This window comes from Colwellia sp. D2M02 (genome assembly GCF_018860755.1).
GTDB classification, from domain to species: Bacteria; Pseudomonadota; Gammaproteobacteria; order Enterobacterales; family Alteromonadaceae; genus Colwellia; species Colwellia asteriadis.
This window is the reverse complement of record NZ_JAHKPW010000070.1, coordinates 140,307-162,511: the sequence shown is the minus strand read 5'-3', so window position 1 is coordinate 162,511 and position 22,205 is coordinate 140,307. Positions and strand designations below refer to the sequence as shown.

The window sequence follows — 22,205 nt, the reverse complement described above, 5'->3', positions numbered from 1 at the left end:
TAACAAATTGAAATATCGGCAAAAACTACTTTTCTGTATCCGAAGCAGTTAGGAAAAAAGTTGCTAAAGAAACATTTGTTAAGTCGAGAGCAGGTTACTTAGTCATTCGCTAGTCATGCTTATCACTCAACGTTTACGATGACAAATCGTAAAAAATAAAATGCCCGCAAAGCGGGCATTAAAAATAACCATTACAATTTATTACTTAGTATCTGCACGACCCATAAATTTATGATCTGTGGTATTTACTTTAATTGTATCGCCAGTAGAAATGTGCTCAGGAACTTGTACTGTTAACCCTGTAGATAAAATAGCAGGTTTTGTTCTTGCACTAGCCGAAGCTCCTTTAATAGAAGGGTCTGTTTCGGTAATAACTAACTCAACGCTTGCTGGAAGATCAACACCAACTGGCGTGCCATCTACGATGATAATTGATAAACCTTCGGTTGCTTCATTGATAAACAATACTTCATCACTAATGCTGTCTTTATTTAAGTTATATGGAGTATAGTCTTCGTTATCCATGAAAACATACTCGTCACCATCAATATAAGAAAACATTGAAGGACGACGGCTTAAGTCTGCTAAGTTAAGCATATCTTCAGCTTTAAAAGTTTCATCAACTTTTCCGCCTGTTACCACATCGTATAAACGCATACGGTATAAGCTGCCCCCTGCTCTACCTTGTGGTACAGAACGGGTAATATCTCTTACAATAAGTACTTTACCATTGTGCTCTATTGCAGCATTTTTCTTTATATCACTAGCCTTTGGCATAGTAGGGTTTCCTTTACTAATACGATAAAAATTTATTGTCTGAAAAATAGCACGATCTAGCCATGATGAAAATGCCTTATCTTTACTAATTCGCTATTTATACGCTTACGAGGCAAAAGCATTATTGCAGCAAAGTTAAATAACGATGTAATATTTCAAGTAGAGCTACATACAAAACAGCTAAAATACTTCAATGAGATCAAAAAAGCAGAAATATAAATTTATATTTCTGCTTTTCAAATTCACTTAACTAAACTTAGCTAACTTAATTAAAGCCAGTTAAGGCTTAGCTAAGCCATAGTAAGACGTAATATAACGAGCACAAAACTCATTATCAAATCTAATACTAATTACTCGTAAGAGCGCTCTAACCAAGCAATTTGTAGTTTAAGCTCTTCAATTTGATGGTTAGCATCAGCTAGAAGTTCAAGCGTAGATTTATTATCTTCCGTTGTATTATCAAGTTTAGCATCAATAGTATTTAGCATTTTGTTTCGTTCCTCATGGGCCATAACAGCCTCCACAACATGTAACCATAACTGTATTATTACACAAAGGATTACATAAGCGATATTTCCCTTGGAAATTGTTACTATTTAAATAGTAAATTTAAGCTTACAGAAAAAACAAAGTCTTTGTTATTACAAGAAATAATAGAGATTAATACGGTACTAAAGCGTAAAGAAGTCACGGTAGAACTTATAAATACTGTCAGTGAGGTAATAAAAAACCAAGTACAAGACTTGGTTTTTTAGGAAACTATTTTGTTAAAAGTGCTGTGCGTATTAAGGCATCATAGCTTCTTGATCTTCGCCTTCTTTCTCAATCACTTCTGGGATTAAGTCATCACGAGAAATCCCTAATGCTAACGCAACAAACGACGCCACATAAATTGATGAGTAAGTACCAACAAAAACACCAAATAACAATGCTGTGGCAAAACCATGAATTAACGCACCACCTTTAAAGAATAGTGCTGCCAATACTAGCAAGGTTGTTATTGAGGTAATAAAAGTACGACTCAAAGTCTGCGTTAGTGAGATATTAATTACGTCTTCAGGCTCTGTGTTACGAATCTTTCTAAAGTTTTCACGAATACGGTCTGATACAACAATGGTATCGTTAAGCGAGTAACCTATAACCGCTAATATCGCTGCTAATACCGTTAAATCAAACTCTAACTGTAAAACAGAGAATAGACCTAACGTTAGTAGTACATCGTGAAATAAAGCGACAACAGAGCCGATAGCAAAGCGCCACTCAAATCGAAAGGCAACGTAAATAAGAATACAGATAAGCGCGGTTAGCATTGCTAAGCCACCCTGCTCTGCTAACTCATCACCAACACTTGCACCAACGAACTCTATACGGCGCATATCAACAGTTTGACCTGTGCTCGATTGTAGTATCTCTAAAACTTCGTTGCCCAGCATTTCTGCTTTAACATCTTCACGTAAGCCTAAACGAATAACAACATCGCGCGAGCTACCGTAAAACTGAATTTTAGCATCAGCAAAGCCATTAGTTTCCATGACTGTACGTAAGGCTTCTAAATCAGCCGCTTTTTCAAAGCCTACTTCAATTAAGGTACCGCCAGTAAAATCTAAACCAAAGTTTAATTTATTAGTGGCTAAAGACACGATAGAGGCGATCATAAGTAATACGCTAAAAATGAAGGCATACTTACGGTAACTCATGAACGCGACAGTGTTTTTCAATTGTAAAATTTGCATAATTTTTTAAATCCCTGTCTTTATATAGAAAGCTTTTTAAGACGCTTTCCGCCCCAAATAGCATTCACTATGGTTCTTGAGCCAACAACAGAGGTAAACATTGAGGTAATAATACCAATTGATAATGTTACCGCGAAACCTTTCACTGGGCCTGTACCGACAGCAAATAAAATCAATGCAGCTATTAAAGTGGTAATATTGGCATCAATAATGGTTGAAAATGCTGACTCATAACCTTGATGAATAGCTTGCTGAATAGTTTTACCTTCGCGGATTTCTTCACGAATACGCTCAAATATCAGAACATTGGCATCAACCGCCATACCTACAGTCAATACAATACCTGCCATACCTGGCAAGGTTAAGGTAGCACCGGGAATGAGTGACATTATACCAACAATCAATACTAAGTTAGCGCCTAGGGCAAAGTTAGCGACAACACCGAACGCTTTGTAGTAAATAATCATAAAAATGAAAACTAAAGCAAAACCTAACACAATCGCTTGGAAGCCTAACTTAACGTTTTCAGCACCTAATGTTGGTCCAACAGTACGCTCTTCTACAATCGTAATTGGCGCAATTAAAGCACCAGCACGTAATAGTAGTGCTAAGTTGTGCGCCTCAGCTGGGCTGCTTGCACCAGTAATACGGAAAGTTTTACCTAGACGTGATTGAATAGTAGCAACAGAAATAATTTCTTCTACTTTTTCAAAGATAATATTACCTTCACCATCGCGTTTATCTGTTGGCTTGTATTCAATGAATACTGTGGCCATTGGCTTACCAACATTACTTTTAGTACCGTTAGACATTTTACTGCCGCCAGCACTATCTAGTGAAATATTAACTTGTGGACGTGAATACTCATCAAAACCAGATTTAGCGTCAGTGATATGATCACCAGTTAACATTACACGCTTTTTAAGTAAGGTCGGTTGACCGTTTTTATCTCTTAGTAAAATAGCATTAGCGGGTACGCGACCATTTAAGGCTTGATTTAAATCACCTTCGGTATCAACCAGTCTAAATTCGATAGTTGCCGTAGCGTTCAAAATTTCTTTCGCTTTAGCCGTATCTTGAACACCTGGTAATTCAATAACAATATGCTTTTTGCCTTGGCGCTGTACTAAAGGCTCTGCAACACCTAACTCATTAACACGGTTACGAATAATAGTAATGTTTTGTTGAAGAGCATACTCACGAATTTCTTTAAGCTTTTCGTCAGTCATTTTCGCGGTAAGTGTTAGTGTATCTTCATCGGCTGCTAACACTAAATCACGGTAATTCTTTTTAAATAGTGACTGGGCTGCTTCTAAGTCTTCAGCTTTACGGAAGATAACCACAATATCATCGTTAACTTCTTTTACCGTTTGGTAGCGAATTTTTTCATTAATTAAATCACCACGAAAATCACCCACCATGCCCACTTTGGCTTTATTGATGGCTTCGCTCATGTTGACTTCCATTAAGAAGCTAACGCCGCCGCTTAAATCTAAACCAAGCTTCATTGGTGTACCACCAATAGCTGCTAACCATTCAGGGGTTTGTGGGGTTAAATTTAAAGCGATTGAATATTGTCTACCTAAGGCGTCATCTAAAACATCACGTGCTTTAAGTTGAGCTTCAGTATTTTTAAAGCGAGTAAGTACTTGACCATTTTCTAATTCGATATTAGCAAATTCGATATTTTCTTGTTGTAATGTTGATTTTATCGTTGCTAATGTTTCAGCGCTAGCTTCTACACCACGTAGACCTGATACTTGTACCGCGGGATCTTCGCCGTATAAGTTAGGTGCGGCATAAAGCGCCCCTAAAGCAACGACCAACGCTACCATCAGTGTTTTCCATAAAGGGTATTTGTTTAACACAATCGGTCCTTTTTATTTATTTCTTTTCAAGTGAGGAATAACAGCCACCTCACCTAAACTATTGCGAGCTTTGAGTTAGCGAATAAAGTTAACTCAAATAGCTATTTACGTTTATAGGCTTTAACTTTGTCATTTGGCTTTACTATAAAGTAAAGCCAAGCAACGAAGGTGACACTATAAAGACTTCATGGTGCCTTTTGGAAGTACTGCTGTAATAGCGCCTTTTTGCACAGTTACTTCAGTGTTTTCAGCAATAGTAATAACGATGAAATCTTTTTCATCTGATACTTTAATGATTTTACCCACTAAACCACCTTGTGTAAGTACTTCATCACCTTTTGCTAATGATGACATTAAACCTTTATGCTCTTTAACACGCTTAGCTTGTGGACGGTAAATCATAAAATAAAAGACTAAACCAAATACCGCTAACATGATGATCATTTCCATACCGCCACCAGCTGGTGCTTGTCCTGCTGACGCATGGGCTGAACTGATAAATAAACTCATAACTTCCTCTTCTTATTACTTTTAAAATGAATATTGTCTTAATTAATAACTAAACTTGTTCACTACCCGCAGCCAGCTCAGGCACGGGTAAGCCGCGTAGTGCATAAAATTCTTCAACAAAGGCGTCTAATTTACCTTGCTCTATCGCATCACGCAAACCTTGCATTACTTTTTGGTAGAAATGTAAATTATGTAAGGTATTCAATTGTGAGCCGAGTATTTCTTTACACTTATCTAAGTGATGTAAGTAAGCGCGTGAATAATTCTTACAGGTATAACAATCACATGTAGAATCTAACGGGCCAGTATCAGTTTTATGGCTTGAATTTCTAATTTTAATCACGCCAGTATTCACAAATAAGTGACCGTTACGAGCATTACGCGTTGGCATTACGCAATCAAACATATCAATACCACGGCGTACACCTTCAACTAAGTCTTCAGGCTTGCCTACTCCCATCAGATATCGGGGCTTATTTTCAGGTATCAAGGGCGCGGTATGATCTAATATGCGTACCATGTCTTCTTTTGGCTCGCCTACTGATAAACCGCCAATCGCATAACCGTCAAACTCAATCGCTTTTAAGCCATTAATTGATACTTCACGCAAGTCTTCATACATACCACCTTGCACTATACCGAACAATGCTGATGGGTTATCACCATGAGCGTCTTTTGAGCGTTGTGCCCAACGTAGTGACAACTCCATTGAGTCTTTTGATTCTTTGTGCGTTGCAGGATATGGCGTACATTCATCAAAAATCATCACCACATCTGAGCCTAATGAACGTTGTACTTCCATTGAGCGTTCAGGGGTCAGCATAATTTTTTCGCCATTCACTGGCGAGCTAAAACGTACGCCTTCTTCGGTAATTTTACGCATTTTGCCTAAGCTGAATACCTGAAAACCACCTGAGTCAGTTAAAATTGGTTTATCCCAGTTCATAAAACCATGTAAACCACCATGCTGCTCAATAATGTCGGTACCAGGGCGTAGCATTAAATGAAAAGTGTTACCCAAAATAATATGAGCGCCAGTAGCGTCAACTTCTTCAGTTTTCATACCTTTTACGGTGCCATAAGTACCTACAGGCATAAATGCAGGGGTTTCAACTACGCCACGGTCAAAGGTCAAACGACCTCGACGAGCTTTACCGTCTTTATTCAATAATTCGTATTTCATTTTTTCTCCTAGCCCACCAACGAAACAGATCAGCGGCATATTTTCATCGTAATAACCACTATTAAGCTATTACGGTTAATGTTAATTCTATTTATTTAACAGGTCTTGCTTAGTCAAAAACATTGCATCACCATAACTAAAAAAACGGTACTGCTCTGTTATAGCGTGTTGGTATGCTTTCATAATATTTTCATAACCTGCAAAGGCACTTACTAACATCAGTAGCGTTGATTCTGATAAATGAAAGTTAGTCACTAGGGCATCAAGCACGCGAAAGTTATAACCTGGTGTAATAAATATATCGGTATCACCATAAAATGCTTGTAGTTCAGTGCCTTTTTCGGCCGAAACTTTAGCAGCACTTTCTAACGAGCGCATTGAGGTTGTACCAACACCAATAACACGACCACCGCGAGCTTTAGTCGCGGAAATTTGTTGAACCACTTCATCAGATACTTCTACATACTCAGCGTGCATTACATGGTCAGCGATTTCATCAACTTTCACAGGTTGAAAAGTGCCTGCGCCAACATGCAAAGTAACAAACGCTAACTCAACACCTTTGGCTTTAATTTGCGCTAATAAAGCTTCATCAAAGTGCAAACCTGCAGTTGGCGCTGCAACCGCGCCGGGCTTTTCATTATAAACGGTTTGATAACGCTCTTTATCGCTATCTTCATCAGGGCGGTCAATGTAAGGTGGCAAAGGCATATGGCCAATGTTTTCTAATACTGAAAGCACCGATTGTTCTTCTGAAAACTTCAGTTCAAACAAAGCACCATGTCGCGCCATCATAGTGGCTTTAATTAAGCTATCACTGTGATCGGCACCTTCAATTGCACCTAATAATATTTCATTGCCAACTTTTGGTGATTTGCTTGCACGAATGTGCGCAAGTGCTGTGTGTTGATCAACAATACGTTCAATTAATACTTCAACTTTACCACCACTGCTCTTTTGACCAAAAAGTCGCGCAGGAATCACTCGAGTATTATTAAAAACTAATAAATCGCCAGCATTCAATTGCTCGACAATATCAATAAAACGACCATCAGTAATATCACCAGAATTGCCATTAAGTGTCATTAATCGACTACCGGTGCGCTCGGCTTTTGGGTAACGAGCAATAAGCTCTTCAGGAAGATCAAAAGAAAAGTCAGAAACACGCATAATGGGGACAATTACTCATTTTAAAAAATGCGTAATTTTAGAGCTGAGCGCCACTGATAGCAAGTTAAATAAGCGATTGTGACTCGCTATTTCACTAATAGCAGTGCTAACTGTAAAGTAAAGTTGCTATTCGTCATATTATTACTCGTGATAACTAACATTTAGCAAAAGTAGCTACACTCGCATTTATTTTCGCGTATGCTTATTTTCACCTATGCTGCTCTCTTTTATGAAGGTTAGCGCTATAACATAATAATTAACGAGTGTGACTGATGATGGATAAACTATCTCTCGATATAGCTTCTCATATTATGCGAAGTTTTAATCGGCATATTGAAATTTTCTCCGAGTTAACTCGCTCAGCCCAACAGCGCTTTCAACAATGCCAATGGCGTGAAGTACAACAAGCAGCCAAAGAAAGAACTACCTATTACGAACAACGCGTTCAAGAAACCTTAACAGTGTTACAGCATGACTTTTCAATAACAAATCTTGATAGCGAGTTATGGTTACAAGTAAAACGCCATTATTTAGCTTTACTAGCACGCCATCAACAACCTGAGTTAGCCGAAACCTTTTACAACTCTGTTTTTTGCAACTTATTCGAGCGTAAGTACTATCATAATGATTATATTTTTGTAAAAAGTACTGCAAAACGCTTAGAGCAACTGCCCTCACCAAATATTTACACTAGCTATAAACCAGAAAAATCAGGCTTAAAGGCTACTATTTGCCATATTATGAATAGCCATAAAACCACAATCCCTTTTGAAGATTTAAATCGTGATGTAGAAACGCTTATTCGTGCTTTTAAGAAACAAGCACGAAAAACACGTTATCAACTCTCCGAGTTACAGTTTGATATTCTCAACTTCACTTTCTACCGCAACAAAGGTGCATATTTAATTGGCCGAGTATTATCACCAGCAGGTGAAACCCCTTTTATTATTGCGGTACTCAATAATGAAAAAGGCGGCTTATATTTAGATGCGCTATTAACCAGCAGTGAAAGTATGGCAATAGTCTTTGGTTTTGCGCGCGCTTACTTTTTTGTTGATTGCACACACACCTATGCACTAGTGAACTTTCTTCAAGGATTAATGCCCCATAAAACCAAAGCAGACTTGTATTCGGCCATTGGGTTTCATAAACAAGGTAAAACGGAATTTTATCGTGATTTTTTACATCACTTAACTCACAGTGAAGACAAGTTTGAGTTAGCCGCAGGTATTAAAGGCATGGTGATGTCGGTATTTACTCTGCCCTCATACCCTTATGTTTTTAAAATTATTAAAGATAAGTTCTCTCCGAGTAAAAGCATGTCAAGGCAAGACGTTAAAGATAAATACCGCCTCGTAAAACTGCACGACCGTGTTGGCCGCATGGCTGATACCATGGAATACTCTGAAGTCGCCTTTCCTAAAGAACGTTTTAATGAGCAATTACTTGCCGAGTTAATGCAAGTAGCTCCCTCATTAATACGCTACGAAAATGAGTTAATTATCATTGCGCACTTATATATAGAGCGCAGAATGACGCCATTAAACTTATATTTAGCGGATGCACTCGCTAATAAAAATGACTCGGCCATTAATGAAGCACTACGAGGTTATGGCGATGCAATAAAACAATTAATATGTGCCGATATTTTTCCAGGCGACATGCTATTAAAAAACTTTGGTGTAACCCGCCATGGTCGCGTGATTTTTTATGATTATGATGAAATAGCATATATGAATGAAATTAACTTTCGTGTGAAACCCAAAGCAGTGAACGCCGAACAAATATATGCTGCTGAGCCTTGGTATAGTGTTTTGCCCGGTGATATGTTTCCTGAGGAGCTCGCGACCTTTGCATTAGCCAATCCACGTTACCTCAAAGCATTTAAAATTCACCATGAAGATTTATTAACAGCAAGTTATTGGCAGCATTGTCAACAACAAGTCGCCAACGGTATTTATGAAGATGTTTACCCCTACCCCAATGAAGAGAGATTTTGTTTTTTACGCAAACTAACCGCAGCAAAGCAAAAAAACACTCGGCACCGAGTGTAAAACGCATACTTTAAAGCCGCTTTGTTGCTTATTTGTTCGAACAGTCGTCAATTATAAAAAAAAGCTAATTTTAAGCTTTACCTTTGGTTCGCTATCAGTATAATTCGAATCTGTTGCAGGGGTGTAGTTCCAATTGGTAGAACAGCGGTCTCCAAAACCGATGGTTGGGAGTTCGAGTCTCTCCACCCCTGCCATTTTATCTTATGTTTATTCTTATACTTCCCCTAGATTTATTTATCCATTACTATTTTACTAATGCTTTAATCTTCTTAATACATTAACTTACTTGATTTTTCCTTTATTTTTCCTTGTTCTTTCACTTGGCGTCTTGCAAAAGTCCCTTTAAAATTCTACTTTATTTCTAGCTAACACCACTTTATCGCTTTGCGCTTAATAGCCGCATTTTGACTTATTGCTCGAACGCTATACGTTAACGCCTTAATCTGTCATGATACACCCCATAATTAACCTTACTTTTCACTCTTTTTCAGGCACATTGATAAGCTTTATTTATGGCTATTAACACTCGACAATTTGATCAATTAACCGAAATGGGAATATCGCTTTGGCAAAAGCGTACTAAAAAAACAGAGCAAAACCATGCACAAGTAACGACTCACTACCAAATGCCCAACCTAGAGTCATTAACTAACAACCGCTGTTTTAATGATATTCTCTTAGCAATAGACTTGAGTATTGGTGAAGTAACTCAACAAGAGCAAAGCCTTAACTTAGGGTTATTTAATTGGTTCTTTTTCAGTAATGACGCTAATGCTTCAGTAAACCAAGAAGATAAAACTGCTGAGATAACTTATCGCGACAACCAACTATTCACACCAAGCATTAACCAAATAGCTAACTCCCCGACATTAAAAAAAGCACTGTGGCACACTCTTAATACGGAAATTTTATAAGCTCATTAAATTATGACCAAAAACACTAAAACTAACATACTACGCTTTAATAATATTAACACGGACGATATGTCGGTACTTATGCCGATAGAAGAAGCATGTCACTCGCATCCTTGGAGTGAAAAAACCTTTAGTAGTTGTATCGGCGGTCGCTATTTTGGTGAATATGCTCAAGTAAGCAACACACAAGACAGCAGCGAAATTATTGGTTTTTATGTTGGTGAGTACATTTTAGGTGAAGCGACCTTAATGGATATTTGTGTAACACCAAACGAACAAGGCAATGGTTATGGCAAACAGCTGTTATGGCAATTTTTAGCGCAAGCTAAAGCTCAAGGCGCCACTAAAGTGTGGCTAGAAGTACGCGCTAAAAATATTAGTGCGCAAATGCTTTATATGAATGCTGGCTTTATTGAAGTTAATCGTCGTACTGGCTACTACCCAAGTAGTAGCGGCTTTGGTTATGAAGACGCTATTGTAATGTCGTTAACCTGTTGATTTAGAATTTCAATAATATTTACCCTAAGCTAGCCTTATGCGGTAAATATACAGTGTCGGGCTTATGATTTTAGGTTCAACCGATTTTACATTCTTACCTAAAATCTAAAACCTAAAACCTAAAACCTAAGCTTAGAACCTGAATCTAAATCTGAAAAACATACAAAAGCGTTTAACACTCAGCAACTAACAAGCTACAACTAATACTCTGCAACTAACAAGGCTTCAAACTCTTGCGCCGTTACAGGTTTAGCATATAAATAGCCTTGATAATATTCACAGCCTTCCGACTCAAGTAACTGCCGCTGTGCTTCATATTCAACCCCTTCAGCGACTATTTTCATACCTAAGTTATGGCCTAGCTGAATAATAGTACGCACTATCATATGGTCGCGATCGTTATGCACACAATCGTCAATAAAGCTCTTATCTATTTTTAAAATATCCAGTGGTAATCTACCTAGCTGGCTCAATGATGAGTATGCTGTGCCAAAGTCATCGAGTGATAACTGAACACCTAGTTTTTTAATTTCGCTTAAAATTTTAACGTTATTATCAGGGTCATCCATAAACCAGCTTTCTGTTTGTTCTATCTCTAAACGCTCACCAGCACAGTTAGCATTTGCCAGAGCACTTTTAACAACATTGATAAAGTTACTATCGGTTAACTGCACCGACGAAACGTTAGCAGCAATACTGGTTAGGTTTGGATAAGCTTGCCACCTAGCACTTTGCAAGCAAACTTGTTCGAGTACCCATTGTCCTATAGGTATAATCGCTAAACTAGATTCAGCAATAGGAATAAACTCCATAGGGCTAATTAAACCATACTTAGGGTGCTCCCAGCGGATTAACGCTTCTGCTGAATGAATTCTACCAGTGCTTAAACAAACTTTAGGTTGATATAGTAAAAATAATTCATTATTTACTATCGCTGTTTTTAAGGCATCTTCAAGTTCATAACGTCGTGTGGCGGCTTCCATAATTCGGGTGTCATAAAACGAGTAACAATTACGCCCTTTTTCTTTTGACTTATACATCGCCAAATCAGCATTGCTGTATAAGGTTTCAATTTCAACAGCGTCTTGTGGGTACAAAGCAATACCAATACTCGATGAAACGAAAAACTTTTTAGTAGATACCCGATAAGCTTGCTCAGAAAAAGCAATTAATTGCTGCGCTAACAATTGGCTTTGTTGTGATAAGGTGTTTTTATCATCGCTGGTTAGAATAAAGGCAAACTCATCGCCACCTGTTCTAAAAGCAATAGCATTACCATGACTTATTTTATCTAACCTTATTGCCATTTGCCTTAACACTTGATCACCCGCTAAATGCCCTAATTGATCATTTATCTTTTTAAAGTCATCTAAATCAAAAGTTAACAATGCGAAACCTGACTGCTCATTTTTTTTATGTCGCTGTTGAAATATAGTCATATATTCCATGAACTTTTTACGGTTAAACAATCCGGTTAAATAGTCGGTATAACTGTCAAGTTTAAAGTGTTCCATTTGCTTTAAAGACTTTTGTTGAAAATAGGTCATGATGGTCGCAAATGAGCTAATAACAATAAGCTCTAACCCATCTTCAATAAGATCAGATAATTCATGATCTGCCATTGAGGGTAAGTAAGCGCTTAATAAACCAAAAGCAATAAAAATAGGCCACATGGAGCCAGGTAAAACAAATAAAAAAATCAGAGGGATCAATAAATACATTTCTTCAATGGCTTCAAGATCGTTTGGAAAAACAATACCGCTAACGACAATAATGACAAAAGCGACCAAACTTGACGCTTGACGAATATCGTAGCCAATGTTTAGATACTTACTAAAATAAGCAGCCAATAATAATACGCAAGCAACACTGTATGTGACAACAGGAGCAAATTCATGATGCAGTGCTAAAAAAGTACTATAAACAATACCTAGCAATAATAAAAAAATACCGACTAGAAGAAAATTAAAGCCATCCTGATTTTTATTCATATAAATAGCTCTTTAGAAAACCCACATTAACCTTACGTCAATAACTTGTGAGTTTCTAGGTCTTTTCTGTCCAAAATAACATGTTGTAGCAAATAGTTAGCTATAAATAATTGAATTAGAGAAAGCGGCTTGGTATTAATTTCACTATAAAGCAGATATTTCTCACTCTTTGAATGACTTTAGTGAGCTAAATTCGTTATAATGTCGAGTTTATTATTGCTACTATTTTAACGTCTTCATTTAAGGGTTCCTGCATGTCAGTTCAACAGAAGCAAGTCGATCTTCGTCGCACCTTTGCTATTATTTCTCATCCTGATGCGGGTAAAACCACCATCACTGAAAAAGTTCTTTTGTTCGGTCAAGCGTTACAAAAAGCAGGTACGGTAAAAGGTAAAAAATCTGGTCAGCATGCTAAATCAGACTGGATGGAAATGGAAAAAGATCGTGGTATTTCAATTACCACCTCAGTAATGCAGTTTCCTTATAATGACTGTTTAGTAAACCTGTTAGATACCCCCGGTCATGAAGACTTCTCTGAAGATACCTACCGCACCTTAACAGCGGTTGACTCTTGCCTAATGGTGATTGACGTTGCCAAAGGTGTTGAAGCCCGAACCATTAAATTAATGGAAGTCACGCGTTTACGTGATACGCCAATTATTACCTTCATGAACAAGATGGATCGCGATGTGCGTGACCCAATGGAAGTGATGGATGAAGTTGAAGACGTACTTAAAATTAAATGTGCTCCTATTACTTGGCCAATTGGCATGGGTAAAGAATTTAAAGGCGTTTATAATTTAGTAACTGATGAAACTTTTTTATACCAGTCTGGCCAAGGTCATACTATTCAAGAAGTTCGTATCATCAAAGGCTTGGATAACCCAGAGCTAGATACCGCGGTTGGCAGTTATGCCGATGATTTACGTGAAGAGCTTGAGCTAGTGCAAGGTGCATCACACGAATTTGATTTAGACGAGTTTTTAGCTGGCGAATTAACGCCAGTATTTTTTGGTACGGCATTAGGTAACTTTGGCGTTGATCACATGCTAGATGGCTTAACTAAATGGGCACCTAAACCACTACCTCGCGAAACAGATTTACGTCAAGTTCACGCCGAAGAAGAAAAATTTTCAGGCTTTGTTTTTAAAATTCAAGCCAACATGGATCCAAAACATCGTGACCGTATTGCTTTCATGCGTATTTGTTCAGGCAAGTATGAAAAAGGCATGAAAATGAAGCAAGTACGTTTAGGCAAAGATGTAAAAATTGCCGATGCGGTAACCTTTATGGCTGGCGATCGTTCTAATGTTGAAGAAGCTTTTGCAGGCGACATTATCGGTTTACACAACCACGGTAGTATTCAAATTGGCGATACCTTTACTTCGGGTGAAATGATGAAGTTTAGTGGCATTCCAAACTTTGCTCCAGAAATGTTCCGCCGCATTCGCTTACGCGATCCTTTAAAAGCGAAACAACTACAAAAAGGCTTAATACAGCTATCTGAAGAAGGTGCGGTACAAGTATTCAGACCTTTTATTAACAACGATATGATTGTTGGCGCGGTTGGTGTATTACAGTTTGAAGTAGTCGTGCAGCGCCTTAAAACAGAATATAAAGTTGAAGCGATTTATGAGCCAATTAGTGTTGCAACTGCACGCTGGTGTACTTGTGATGATGAACGCACTTTAGAGCAATTTAAAAAGAAAGCGGGTGATAACTTAGCGTTAGATGGCGGTGATAACTTAACTTATATTGCGCCTACTATGGTTAACTTGTCGTTAGCGCAAGAGCGCCATCCAGATATTAAGTTTCACTCGACACGTGAACACTAATTTTTGCTGCCTAAATAGAATTTTTGCGGCATTGTCGTCTGAATTTTATCAAGTCACTTAGGACACTAAGCTCCCTGATAAAATTCATTGCCCGCTTTGCTAAAATCCAATTTAGTTTGCAAAACCGAGCTTGCCAATATGGAAGCGTTAAGAAATAAATTTGCTCTGTGCTAGCTCTGATAACAATATAGCACCGTAGAGTTTTTCAGCCGAGTTACTGATGGTAGTAACAGCGATTTTCATAAGCATGGATGCTTATGTTAAGCCCCATGGATGAGTTTACGCGTATCGCTTGTTTACCTCAGTTACTAGAGAAACCTACCGAGCTAAGTAGAAAATAAACGAGACATAATATGAATATTAAACAGATCCTCTCTGAAAAAGTTAGTGCAGCAATGACTGAAGCGGGTTTGCCTGCCGATACTAATCCTGCCATTAGTTTATCTAACCGTGTTGAATTTGGTGATTACCAAGCTAATGGCGTCATGGGTGCAGCTAAAAAATTAAAAACCAATCCTCGTGAATTAGCCACTAAAGTAGTTGAACAGTTAGACTTAAACGGTATTGCGAGTAAAGTTGAGCTAGCAGGCCCTGGTTTTATCAATATTCACCTATGCCAAAACTGGTTAGCTGCGCAACTTACTAACGTAGCGCAAGATAAGTTTATTGGGGTAACACAGCGTGCCACTCCACAAACGGTAGTAGTAGATTACTCTGCGCCTAACTTAGCCAAAGAAATGCACGTAGGTCACTTACGCTCAACCATTATTGGTGATGCGGTAGTACGCGCATTAGAGTTTCGCGGTGATAAGGTTATTCGTCAAAACCATATGGGCGATTGGGGCACACAATTTGGTATGCTTATCGCGCATTTAAGCGACAAACTTGCGGGTAATGAAGTGGCTGAAACCGCCCTTGCCGATTTAGAAAATTTTTACCGTGAAGCAAAAATTCGTTTTGATAACGAAGAAGGTTTTGCTGATAGAGCACGCGCTGATGTGGTTAAACTGCAAAGTGGTGACGAGCAATGTGCCAAGCTTTGGCAGCAATTTATTGATATCTCTATCACTCATAGCGAAGAGATTTACGCTAAGCTAAATGTGTCATTAAAACGTGCTGATATTATGGGTGAAAGCGCCTACAACGATGACTTATCAACTGTGATTGATGAATTAATGGCAAAAGAAATTGCCGTTGAAGACCAAGGTGCTAAAGTAGTTTTTATTGAAGAAATGGCTAACAAAGATGGCGAGCCATCAGTCTTTATTGTACAAAAATCAGGTGGCGGTTTCTTATATGCCACCACCGATTTATCTGCCTGTCGTTACCGTAGTGGTAAATTAGCCGCAGATCGCATTATTATTTTCACCGACGCACGCCAATCACTGCATTTTAAGCAGGTAGAAATAGTTGCCCGTAAAGCTGGCTTCTTACCTGAAAGTGTTGGTTACCAGCATTGTCCATTTGGCATGATGATGGGGGATGATGGTAAGCCATTTAAAACTCGTACTGGTGGAACCATTAAGTTAGCTGAATTGCTTGATGAAGCCATTGTTCGTGCCAGCGCCTTAATTAAAGAAAAGAACCCTGAAATTAATGACGATGACTTAAAGGTTATCTCAGAAAAAGTTGGTATTGGCGCAGTTAAGTTTGCCGATTTATCGAAAAACCGTACCAGTGATTATATTTTCAACTGGAAAACAATGTTAAGTTTTGAAGGCGCGACAGCACCTTATTTACAGTACGCTTACTCACGTATTCAAAGCATATTTTCAAAGGCAGAAAATTCAAAAGCTGACGCATTAAGCAGTGACGCAAAAATTAATATTGTTGAGCCACAAGAAAAAGCCCTAGCGTTAAAACTGTTACAACTTGAAGATGTTGTTGATGCGGTGATCAGTGAAGGCACGCCAAACTTGCTATGTAATTATTTATACGAATTAGCGAGTCTTTATATGAGCTTTTATGAAGCCTGTCCTATTCTTAAAGACGGCATTGCAACTGAGGTAAAAGAGTCTCGTTTAGCACTTTGTCAGTTAATCGCTAAAACACTTAAGCAAGGCCTAGATATTTTAGGCATTGAAGTCATGGATCGCATGTAAAAGCGACTAAAAGCTGTTGAGCTTTCAATAAAGCTTAACAGCCCTAAGGGTAGTGAATAGATGAAATTTACTGATAGCCATTGCCACTTAGACGATAAAGTACTTACCGAACAGTTGCCGATGCTGTTAACACAATGTCGGCAACTTGCTATTAACCGCATTATTATTCCCGCAATACTTCCTGCTAATTTTGATAGCGTTTTAGCGCTTCCTAAGCAGTATCCTAAAGAAAAAACACAGGTATCTCTTTACCCTTGTTTAGGCATTCATCCCTGGTTTTTAGATAAGTTAACCGATATCCACCTTGAACAGCTTGCTAATAAAGTAGCGCAAACGCGCAGCGATATTATCGCTATTGGTGAAACCGGCCTTGATGGCGCTATTGCTAAAAAAGCCCCAGAGCATGGTCAATCAATTGAAGATAACTGGGCTAAGCAATATCAGTTTTTTGATTTTCAACTGAATTTAGCCAAAGCAGAGCAATTGCCTGTGATTATTCACCATAGGCAATCACACGATAAAATAGTCCCGAGGCTGAAAAAATATCAGTTATCAAAAGCGGGGATTATTCACGGTTTTTCTGGTAGTTATCAGCAAGCTAAAAGCTATCTTGATTTAGGTTTTAAACTCGGTATTGGGGGCACTATTACTTACCCCAGAGCCAAAAAAACCATCAATGCAATAAAGCGATTACCCCTTGAAAGCTTAGTTTTAGAGACTGACGCACCTTCAATGCCAATCAGTATTGAAGCAGGTGGTGTTATCGGTCAGCCTAATAGTCCAACCTATATTGTTAATGTATTTCAGGTGTTGAGTGAGATCAGAGCTGAAAGTGCTGAAGTAATAGCTATGCAGCTAGAAAAAAACCTAGACGACATGTTTTTTAGCAAATAGCTTGTATTAACTGACATAGAGGCTGCTAATTAACTCTTTGTGCGTATGACTAACCTTCCCTCTTACTCGCGCTAATATTTTCGCTTGAACTGCTAGCAGCGCTTAAAGCAGGCTCATTAACATCAGCACTATTAACATCACTACTTTGTTGGCTCTGGGCAATTATCTTTTTCTCACGTTCAATAGCTTTTTTCAAACGGTAACTACGGCGACTAAAGCGATTAAAGCCGCGTGTTAATAAAAAGCCAACAAAACCAGCTAACAATAGCATTAATCGAAACAGCGCCTGTTGGTCTTCATCCGCCTTGGCAAGAATATCAGTCAAGTAAGACTGCTCAATGGTAAAGCGCAAATAGCCTAGTAATTTATCTGTTCGTATTTCTTGCACAAAAGGGGTATACCGATCACTCGTATTATTTTCCCCTAAGGTAATACCATATAAGTCATTAATACTTTTTGCTTGTTGTGCTGTATTTACCAGTCTTTCATTTTGGTTTTCTGTAGACTCGTTATCTTGCTCAATAAGGGGGTTATTATTGTTAGCGTTAATTACTTGGCTAGACGCTATAAGTAAACCAGTAGGGTCGTACAGGTGCACTTGTTTAATAAAATCTACTTCATTCAAGCCATTAATGTAAGTTTGTAAGGTCTCTTTATTACGTTGATTACCGTCATATTCTTGCGCCATTATGGTGGCGGTCCCTACCGAAGCTTGCTGTAACTGCTGTTTAGCAATGTAGTTAAAATGCTCCGCTAAATTATCTCGATTTTTAATACCAGTTGCCTGCCACATGTTCATCAGCACGACTATAAGCAAAATAGCACTAGCTAATTGCAGAATTTTATTATAAATCGACGATAATTTAGGGTATAAAGGCTGTTCGGCTTGCTTCATAAAAAATCAAAATAACTATATAACAAGTTGATAGTGTCACTATAGTGAGATTGTTAACTGATGTGAAGTTTATTATTTTTACTTATACCTATAAAAGAGAGTTAACGTGTCTTTTTCTGCCAATGTTTTACCCCTTTCACTTGAACAGTATTTATCACAGCGGCCAATTAACCTACCGGTTAGTTTTAGTCTTAATGAGCAAGCTATCGATCTTATTGAAGTAAATGCAACACCAACAACTCAATCTATTGAACTTGTTGTATTTTCGCAAACCAGCTTACAACAATTATTAGCGCTACAAAGCTACGCTGTTCTTTCGATAACAGCCCTTCATCAAGCGAATACCCGTAATAACTTAACCAGTTATCGTTTTTATGTAACCTGCTCAGACTTTGATCAAGCAAGAAAAGCTGTTGCACAATTTGCTTTAGAAAATAAGATTGAGGCCGCATTATTACAAAATGTGCCTTGTTTAGCAGAGCCCGGATTACTGGTAATGGATATGGACTCAACCACCATAGAAATAGAATGTATTGATGAAATAGCTAAATTAGCGGGTGTGGGCGAGCAAGTATCTGAAGTAACCGAGCGTGCCATGTTAGGTGAGCTTGATTTTGCACAAAGCTTACATCAACGGGTGGCAACCTTAGCTAACTCCCCTGAAAGTATTTTAGCCGCTGTTGCCCAAGATATTCCGCTAATGGCTGGCTTAGAAAAGCTTATTACTGAGCTTAAAAAACATCAATGGCGCATTGCGATAGCGTCAGGCGGCTTTACTTATTTTGCCGACCACCTAAAAGATACTTTACACTTAGATGCTGCTTTTGCTAATACTTTAGAGATTGTTGATGGTAAGTTAACGGGTAAAGTACTCGGCTCAGTGGTCGACGCACAAGTTAAAGCTGACTCACTTGCCATTTTAAGTGAGCAATATCAAATTCCGCACCAACAAACCGTTGCTATGGGTGATGGCGCTAATGATTTAGTGATGATGGCTGCAGCGTCGTTTGGTGTTGCATTTCATGCTAAACCCATTGTTTTAGCCCAAGCAGATGCTAGCATAAACCATCAAGGTTTAGATTGTTTGCTACACTGGTTGGCATAACGCTTAGCCATAGGCTGAAATAATCAAAAATATTAATAATGTGCGCTTAGCTTTTATTGTTAAGCACACATTATTCAACCACAATAGCTTTATGCATTAAGCTATCGCCAATAATTGATTTCTTAACAAAGTTTCTTGAGTCATATCACACAGCTGCACTAAGCCTGCCACACTAAATATCTCTTGCTCTAGCTGTTTTCCTCTATGTATAGCGTATGCGCTTATATAGCTAAGCTCAGCATGTAAATGCTCTATTTGTGGCTCCATACTACGAGACAGCCTGACTTCTAAGGCATAAAATTGACCACGCATTAACGCTTTCTTGATGAAAAATCGCTTTAATTCAGGTGTTTCAAACTCACTAGCTAACCTAACAGATACCGCTTTATCAACCTGCTCCACGTTAGGGTTAATAGTAATATAAGCCAACTCATTAACTGACTTATCTCCCGGCAGTATCTTCTTTAGCTTTTGATCTAACAAGTTCATTATTTGCAAGTTACTAAGCAAGGGATAAAGGTTATAACGATTAGCTTGGTCACTTAGCTCCAGCATGCTACTTAATAAGTTTTGTTCACTTTTCGGGGCATTTTGATGTGCATATTTACCTAAAACGAGTGCTTCTACTTTATAGCGGCTACCGCTGGTTTGTACCATAGCGCATGGTATCGATAAATTAACTGCATACAGGGTTCTTAACGCTGATGACAAACCGGGAGTAAGCATTGCATATTCATCTGGGGTGAGTTTATGCTTATTTTTCTCAATCAATAGTTTAAAGAAAGAGCGTCCAATATGTTGATGTTCTTTTACTAATACACGTAAGTTCACCGTGGTTTTTTCTTTATTAATACGCACCACTTTATAAGGGAGTGCATTAAGGTCAAATGCCGACGTAATCTTTTGTAAATCGGGGAAGCTTAGTGACACTATGTCGCCCGCCGATAGCATTGCGGGCGCATCAAGTTCAATCTTCAAACCCGACATTGAAAAGTCGGCAGAAACACCAGACCACTTAACAGACTGACATTCTATAATTGCTGGGGTTTTATATTTAAAACGCAACTCTTGACGTTGTTTACCATAGTTAATAGCTATTTCATCTACGGTTATCGCGCTAGTTAAACGTTTATGTCCAAACAACTTTAATTTAGCGAGGTCAATCCCCTCATAAGATAACTGTTTATATTCGTCAACACGCGCTTCACTCGTTAAATCTAACGCTGAAACAACTAAAGGCAGTTGGGCAATTTTTTCTTCCACCTCGGGTGTTAATGGTAAATTAAGGTAACTTTGCTGCTTAGTTTCAATATTTGCCGTGGTATAAGGAGAGTAGCCTTGGTTAGAGGTAACCTCACGATAGCTTAAAGCGGTAATAGCAAAAGAAGCTTTCGACGCAGCAAAAGCAACAAATTTCACAAAGAAGTCTTCATCACTCATTCTTTGCTGATCATCCATCGAATAAAAGAATTTTGCTCCTTGGTGTATATGAACAAAGCTAAAAACAAGTAAATTACGCCCTTGCTCTTGAGCTGTTTGCATGCGCGAAAAGCGCTCTTCAGTAATTAAAAAATTTAAGGTGGAATTTTTTTTCTCATCACGCCAATAATGGTAACAATCTTGATTATTAACGGTAGTTAATGCATAACGAGGTAAGAAAGATTTATTATCCTTGGTCATGAATACTGGTAATTCATTAATTTTTAATAACGTGAATTGCTCAAATATTCTCGCCTGTAATGCGTTAATAGTATTATCTAAATTCACTTTATATCGGCGTTTATGCCCTTGAATATAGCCCTGTAAAAAACGAGAGAAACTATTTTCATCTTCATCTATACGCTTTAGCCCAACAAGTTGCATAGCTTTATCGTGAAAAACATTCTGAACTTGATAACTAAAAACACTGTCTTTAGTAAATTGAAAATCTTGCTCAAAGCCGATAAAAAAAACATTTACTACATCACCGTTTGACATCGGGGCTTGGTTAATTAACTTAATTTTTAGGCCTGTGACACTAATATCTACACTAGTAGCTTCTATAACACGTTTATTGTTTAGCGTAATTTCAATCGCAATAGCGAAGTTCATCCGCTCTTCAGCCCTATTAGGGTAATTATCAAAGTAATATAAGCTGGCAGGATATTGTGTTTTATCAATAACATTGGTTGGCGAAGGCACTTGTGTTTGCGCAAGCGCATTATCAGCACTCCATTGTTCTGCTTGGTAAATATTGCGAAAATTATTCTCGGTGTTTTTTACCGCCTCATAAACGCCAAAGGTATAACCGCCATAAATTTCAGCATGTTCTTCAAATACTCGAATAGCAATATCATCTAGAAAATGGCTTTGCCCTTGATAGTCAAATAGCTGACATTCTCCATCAACCAAACCACGCAAATCTATACCTCGGGTACAGGGGCTGCCCAAGCGCTTTAATTCCATTTTTAGCAGAAACTTTTCGGTTTTGGGGATGTGTCCTGCGGCAGCTGCAAATTTAGTATCAAAATTAGCTTTATTAGCAAGGCCTCGAAAAGCATCGATAAGCGATTGGTGCTTGGAAAAATCTTTATTCATAGAAATTCTTATTAATTATTTTAACTACGGAGATAGACACAACTATTTAACTTAGACAATGACAGTAAAATCATTATAATTTACTGTCAATAAGTCATT

Annotated in this window: 17 protein-coding genes and 1 tRNA gene; 8 read left to right on the top strand and 10 right to left on the bottom strand. The window is 38.2% G+C overall.

Annotated features, from left to right (window positions below):
- Window positions 1-201: 201 nt before the first annotated feature.
- From yeiP to queA, 7 genes are all read right to left on the bottom strand, one after another.
- Complete coding sequence (gene yeiP / locus KO495_RS13115; RefSeq protein ID WP_215980860.1) at window positions 202-777, bottom strand: elongation factor P-like protein YeiP; 576 nt, start codon at window positions 775-777, stop codon at window positions 202-204.
- A 350-nt stretch (window positions 778-1,127) separates the two neighbouring features.
- Entirely contained in the window at window positions 1,128-1,289 is a 162-nt protein-coding gene (locus KO495_RS13110; protein WP_215980859.1) for a hypothetical protein, read from the bottom strand.
- Between the two features lie 273 nt (window positions 1,290-1,562).
- Complete coding sequence (secF, locus tag KO495_RS13105) at window positions 1,563-2,510, bottom strand: protein translocase subunit SecF (RefSeq protein ID WP_215980858.1); 948 nt, start codon at window positions 2,508-2,510, stop codon at window positions 1,563-1,565.
- A gap of 20 nt (window positions 2,511-2,530) precedes the next feature.
- Window positions 2,531-4,378 carry a protein translocase subunit SecD gene (gene secD / locus KO495_RS13100; protein WP_215980857.1) on the bottom strand — a complete coding sequence of 616 codons (1,848 nt, stop codon included), beginning with the start codon at window positions 4,376-4,378 and terminating at the stop codon, window positions 2,531-2,533.
- Between the two features lie 174 nt (window positions 4,379-4,552).
- Complete coding sequence (gene yajC / locus KO495_RS13095) at window positions 4,553-4,888, bottom strand: preprotein translocase subunit YajC (RefSeq protein ID WP_215980856.1); 336 nt, start codon at window positions 4,886-4,888, stop codon at window positions 4,553-4,555.
- A 49-nt stretch (window positions 4,889-4,937) separates the two neighbouring features.
- Window positions 4,938-6,071, bottom strand: a complete 1,134-nt coding sequence (gene tgt, locus KO495_RS13090; protein ID WP_215980855.1) for a tRNA guanosine(34) transglycosylase Tgt — start codon at window positions 6,069-6,071, stop codon at window positions 4,938-4,940.
- Between the two features lie 87 nt (window positions 6,072-6,158).
- Window positions 6,159-7,241, bottom strand: a complete 1,083-nt coding sequence (gene queA, locus KO495_RS13085) for a tRNA preQ1(34) S-adenosylmethionine ribosyltransferase-isomerase QueA (protein ID WP_215980854.1) — start codon at window positions 7,239-7,241, stop codon at window positions 6,159-6,161.
- 272 nt (window positions 7,242-7,513) lie between these two features.
- Here queA and aceK point away from each other — a divergent pair, with 272 nt between their 5' ends.
- The 4 genes from aceK to rimI all read left to right on the top strand — a co-directional run bounded on the left by aceK (window position 7,514) and on the right by rimI (window position 10,707).
- Window positions 7,514-9,295, top strand: coding sequence for a bifunctional isocitrate dehydrogenase kinase/phosphatase (gene aceK, locus KO495_RS13080; RefSeq protein ID WP_215980853.1), 1,782 nt, complete (start codon window positions 7,514-7,516; stop codon window positions 9,293-9,295).
- 117 nt (window positions 9,296-9,412) lie between these two features.
- Window positions 9,413-9,489: transfer RNA gene (locus KO495_RS13075), tRNA-Trp, on the top strand.
- A gap of 318 nt (window positions 9,490-9,807) precedes the next feature.
- On the top strand, window positions 9,808-10,209 hold the full coding sequence (locus KO495_RS13070; RefSeq protein WP_215980852.1) for a DNA polymerase III subunit psi: 402 nt from the start codon (window positions 9,808-9,810) through the stop codon (window positions 10,207-10,209).
- Between the two features lie 12 nt (window positions 10,210-10,221).
- Window positions 10,222-10,707 (top strand): ribosomal protein S18-alanine N-acetyltransferase, encoded by a 486-nt coding sequence (gene rimI / locus KO495_RS13065; protein WP_215980851.1) that lies wholly within the window; start codon window positions 10,222-10,224, stop codon window positions 10,705-10,707.
- 200 nt (window positions 10,708-10,907) lie between these two features.
- On the opposite strand, the gene KO495_RS13060 is transcribed toward rimI, so the two are convergent.
- Window positions 10,908-12,698, bottom strand: a complete 1,791-nt coding sequence (locus KO495_RS13060; protein ID WP_215980850.1) for a GGDEF domain-containing phosphodiesterase — start codon at window positions 12,696-12,698, stop codon at window positions 10,908-10,910.
- Between the two features lie 254 nt (window positions 12,699-12,952).
- Between KO495_RS13060 and prfC the strand changes: the two genes are divergently transcribed.
- The 3 genes from prfC to KO495_RS13045 all read left to right on the top strand — a co-directional run bounded on the left by prfC (window position 12,953) and on the right by KO495_RS13045 (window position 17,529).
- Complete coding sequence (prfC, locus tag KO495_RS13055; RefSeq protein WP_215980849.1) at window positions 12,953-14,533, top strand: peptide chain release factor 3; 1,581 nt, start codon at window positions 12,953-12,955, stop codon at window positions 14,531-14,533.
- A 353-nt stretch (window positions 14,534-14,886) separates the two neighbouring features.
- On the top strand, window positions 14,887-16,635 hold the full coding sequence (gene argS / locus KO495_RS13050; RefSeq protein WP_215980848.1) for an arginine--tRNA ligase: 1,749 nt from the start codon (window positions 14,887-14,889) through the stop codon (window positions 16,633-16,635).
- Between the two features lie 60 nt (window positions 16,636-16,695).
- Window positions 16,696-17,529: a TatD family hydrolase gene (locus KO495_RS13045; RefSeq protein WP_215980847.1), complete on the top strand. Its 834-nt coding sequence runs from the start codon at window positions 16,696-16,698 to the stop codon at window positions 17,527-17,529.
- Window positions 17,530-17,578: 49 nt separating this feature from the next.
- Here KO495_RS13045 and KO495_RS13040 read toward each other — a convergent pair whose 3' ends face one another.
- Window positions 17,579-18,424: a hypothetical protein gene (locus KO495_RS13040; protein WP_215980846.1), complete on the bottom strand. Its 846-nt coding sequence runs from the start codon at window positions 18,422-18,424 to the stop codon at window positions 17,579-17,581.
- 106 nt (window positions 18,425-18,530) lie between these two features.
- On the opposite strand from KO495_RS13040, the gene serB reads away from it, so the two are divergent.
- A complete protein-coding gene (gene serB / locus KO495_RS13035; RefSeq protein WP_215980845.1) occupies window positions 18,531-19,529 on the top strand; it encodes a phosphoserine phosphatase SerB in 999 nt (332 codons plus the stop codon).
- A 96-nt stretch (window positions 19,530-19,625) separates the two neighbouring features.
- Here serB and KO495_RS13030 read toward each other — a convergent pair whose 3' ends face one another.
- Window positions 19,626-22,106, bottom strand: a complete 2,481-nt coding sequence (locus KO495_RS13030) for a PilZ domain-containing protein (RefSeq protein WP_215980844.1) — start codon at window positions 22,104-22,106, stop codon at window positions 19,626-19,628.
- Window positions 22,107-22,205 lie beyond the last annotated feature (99 nt).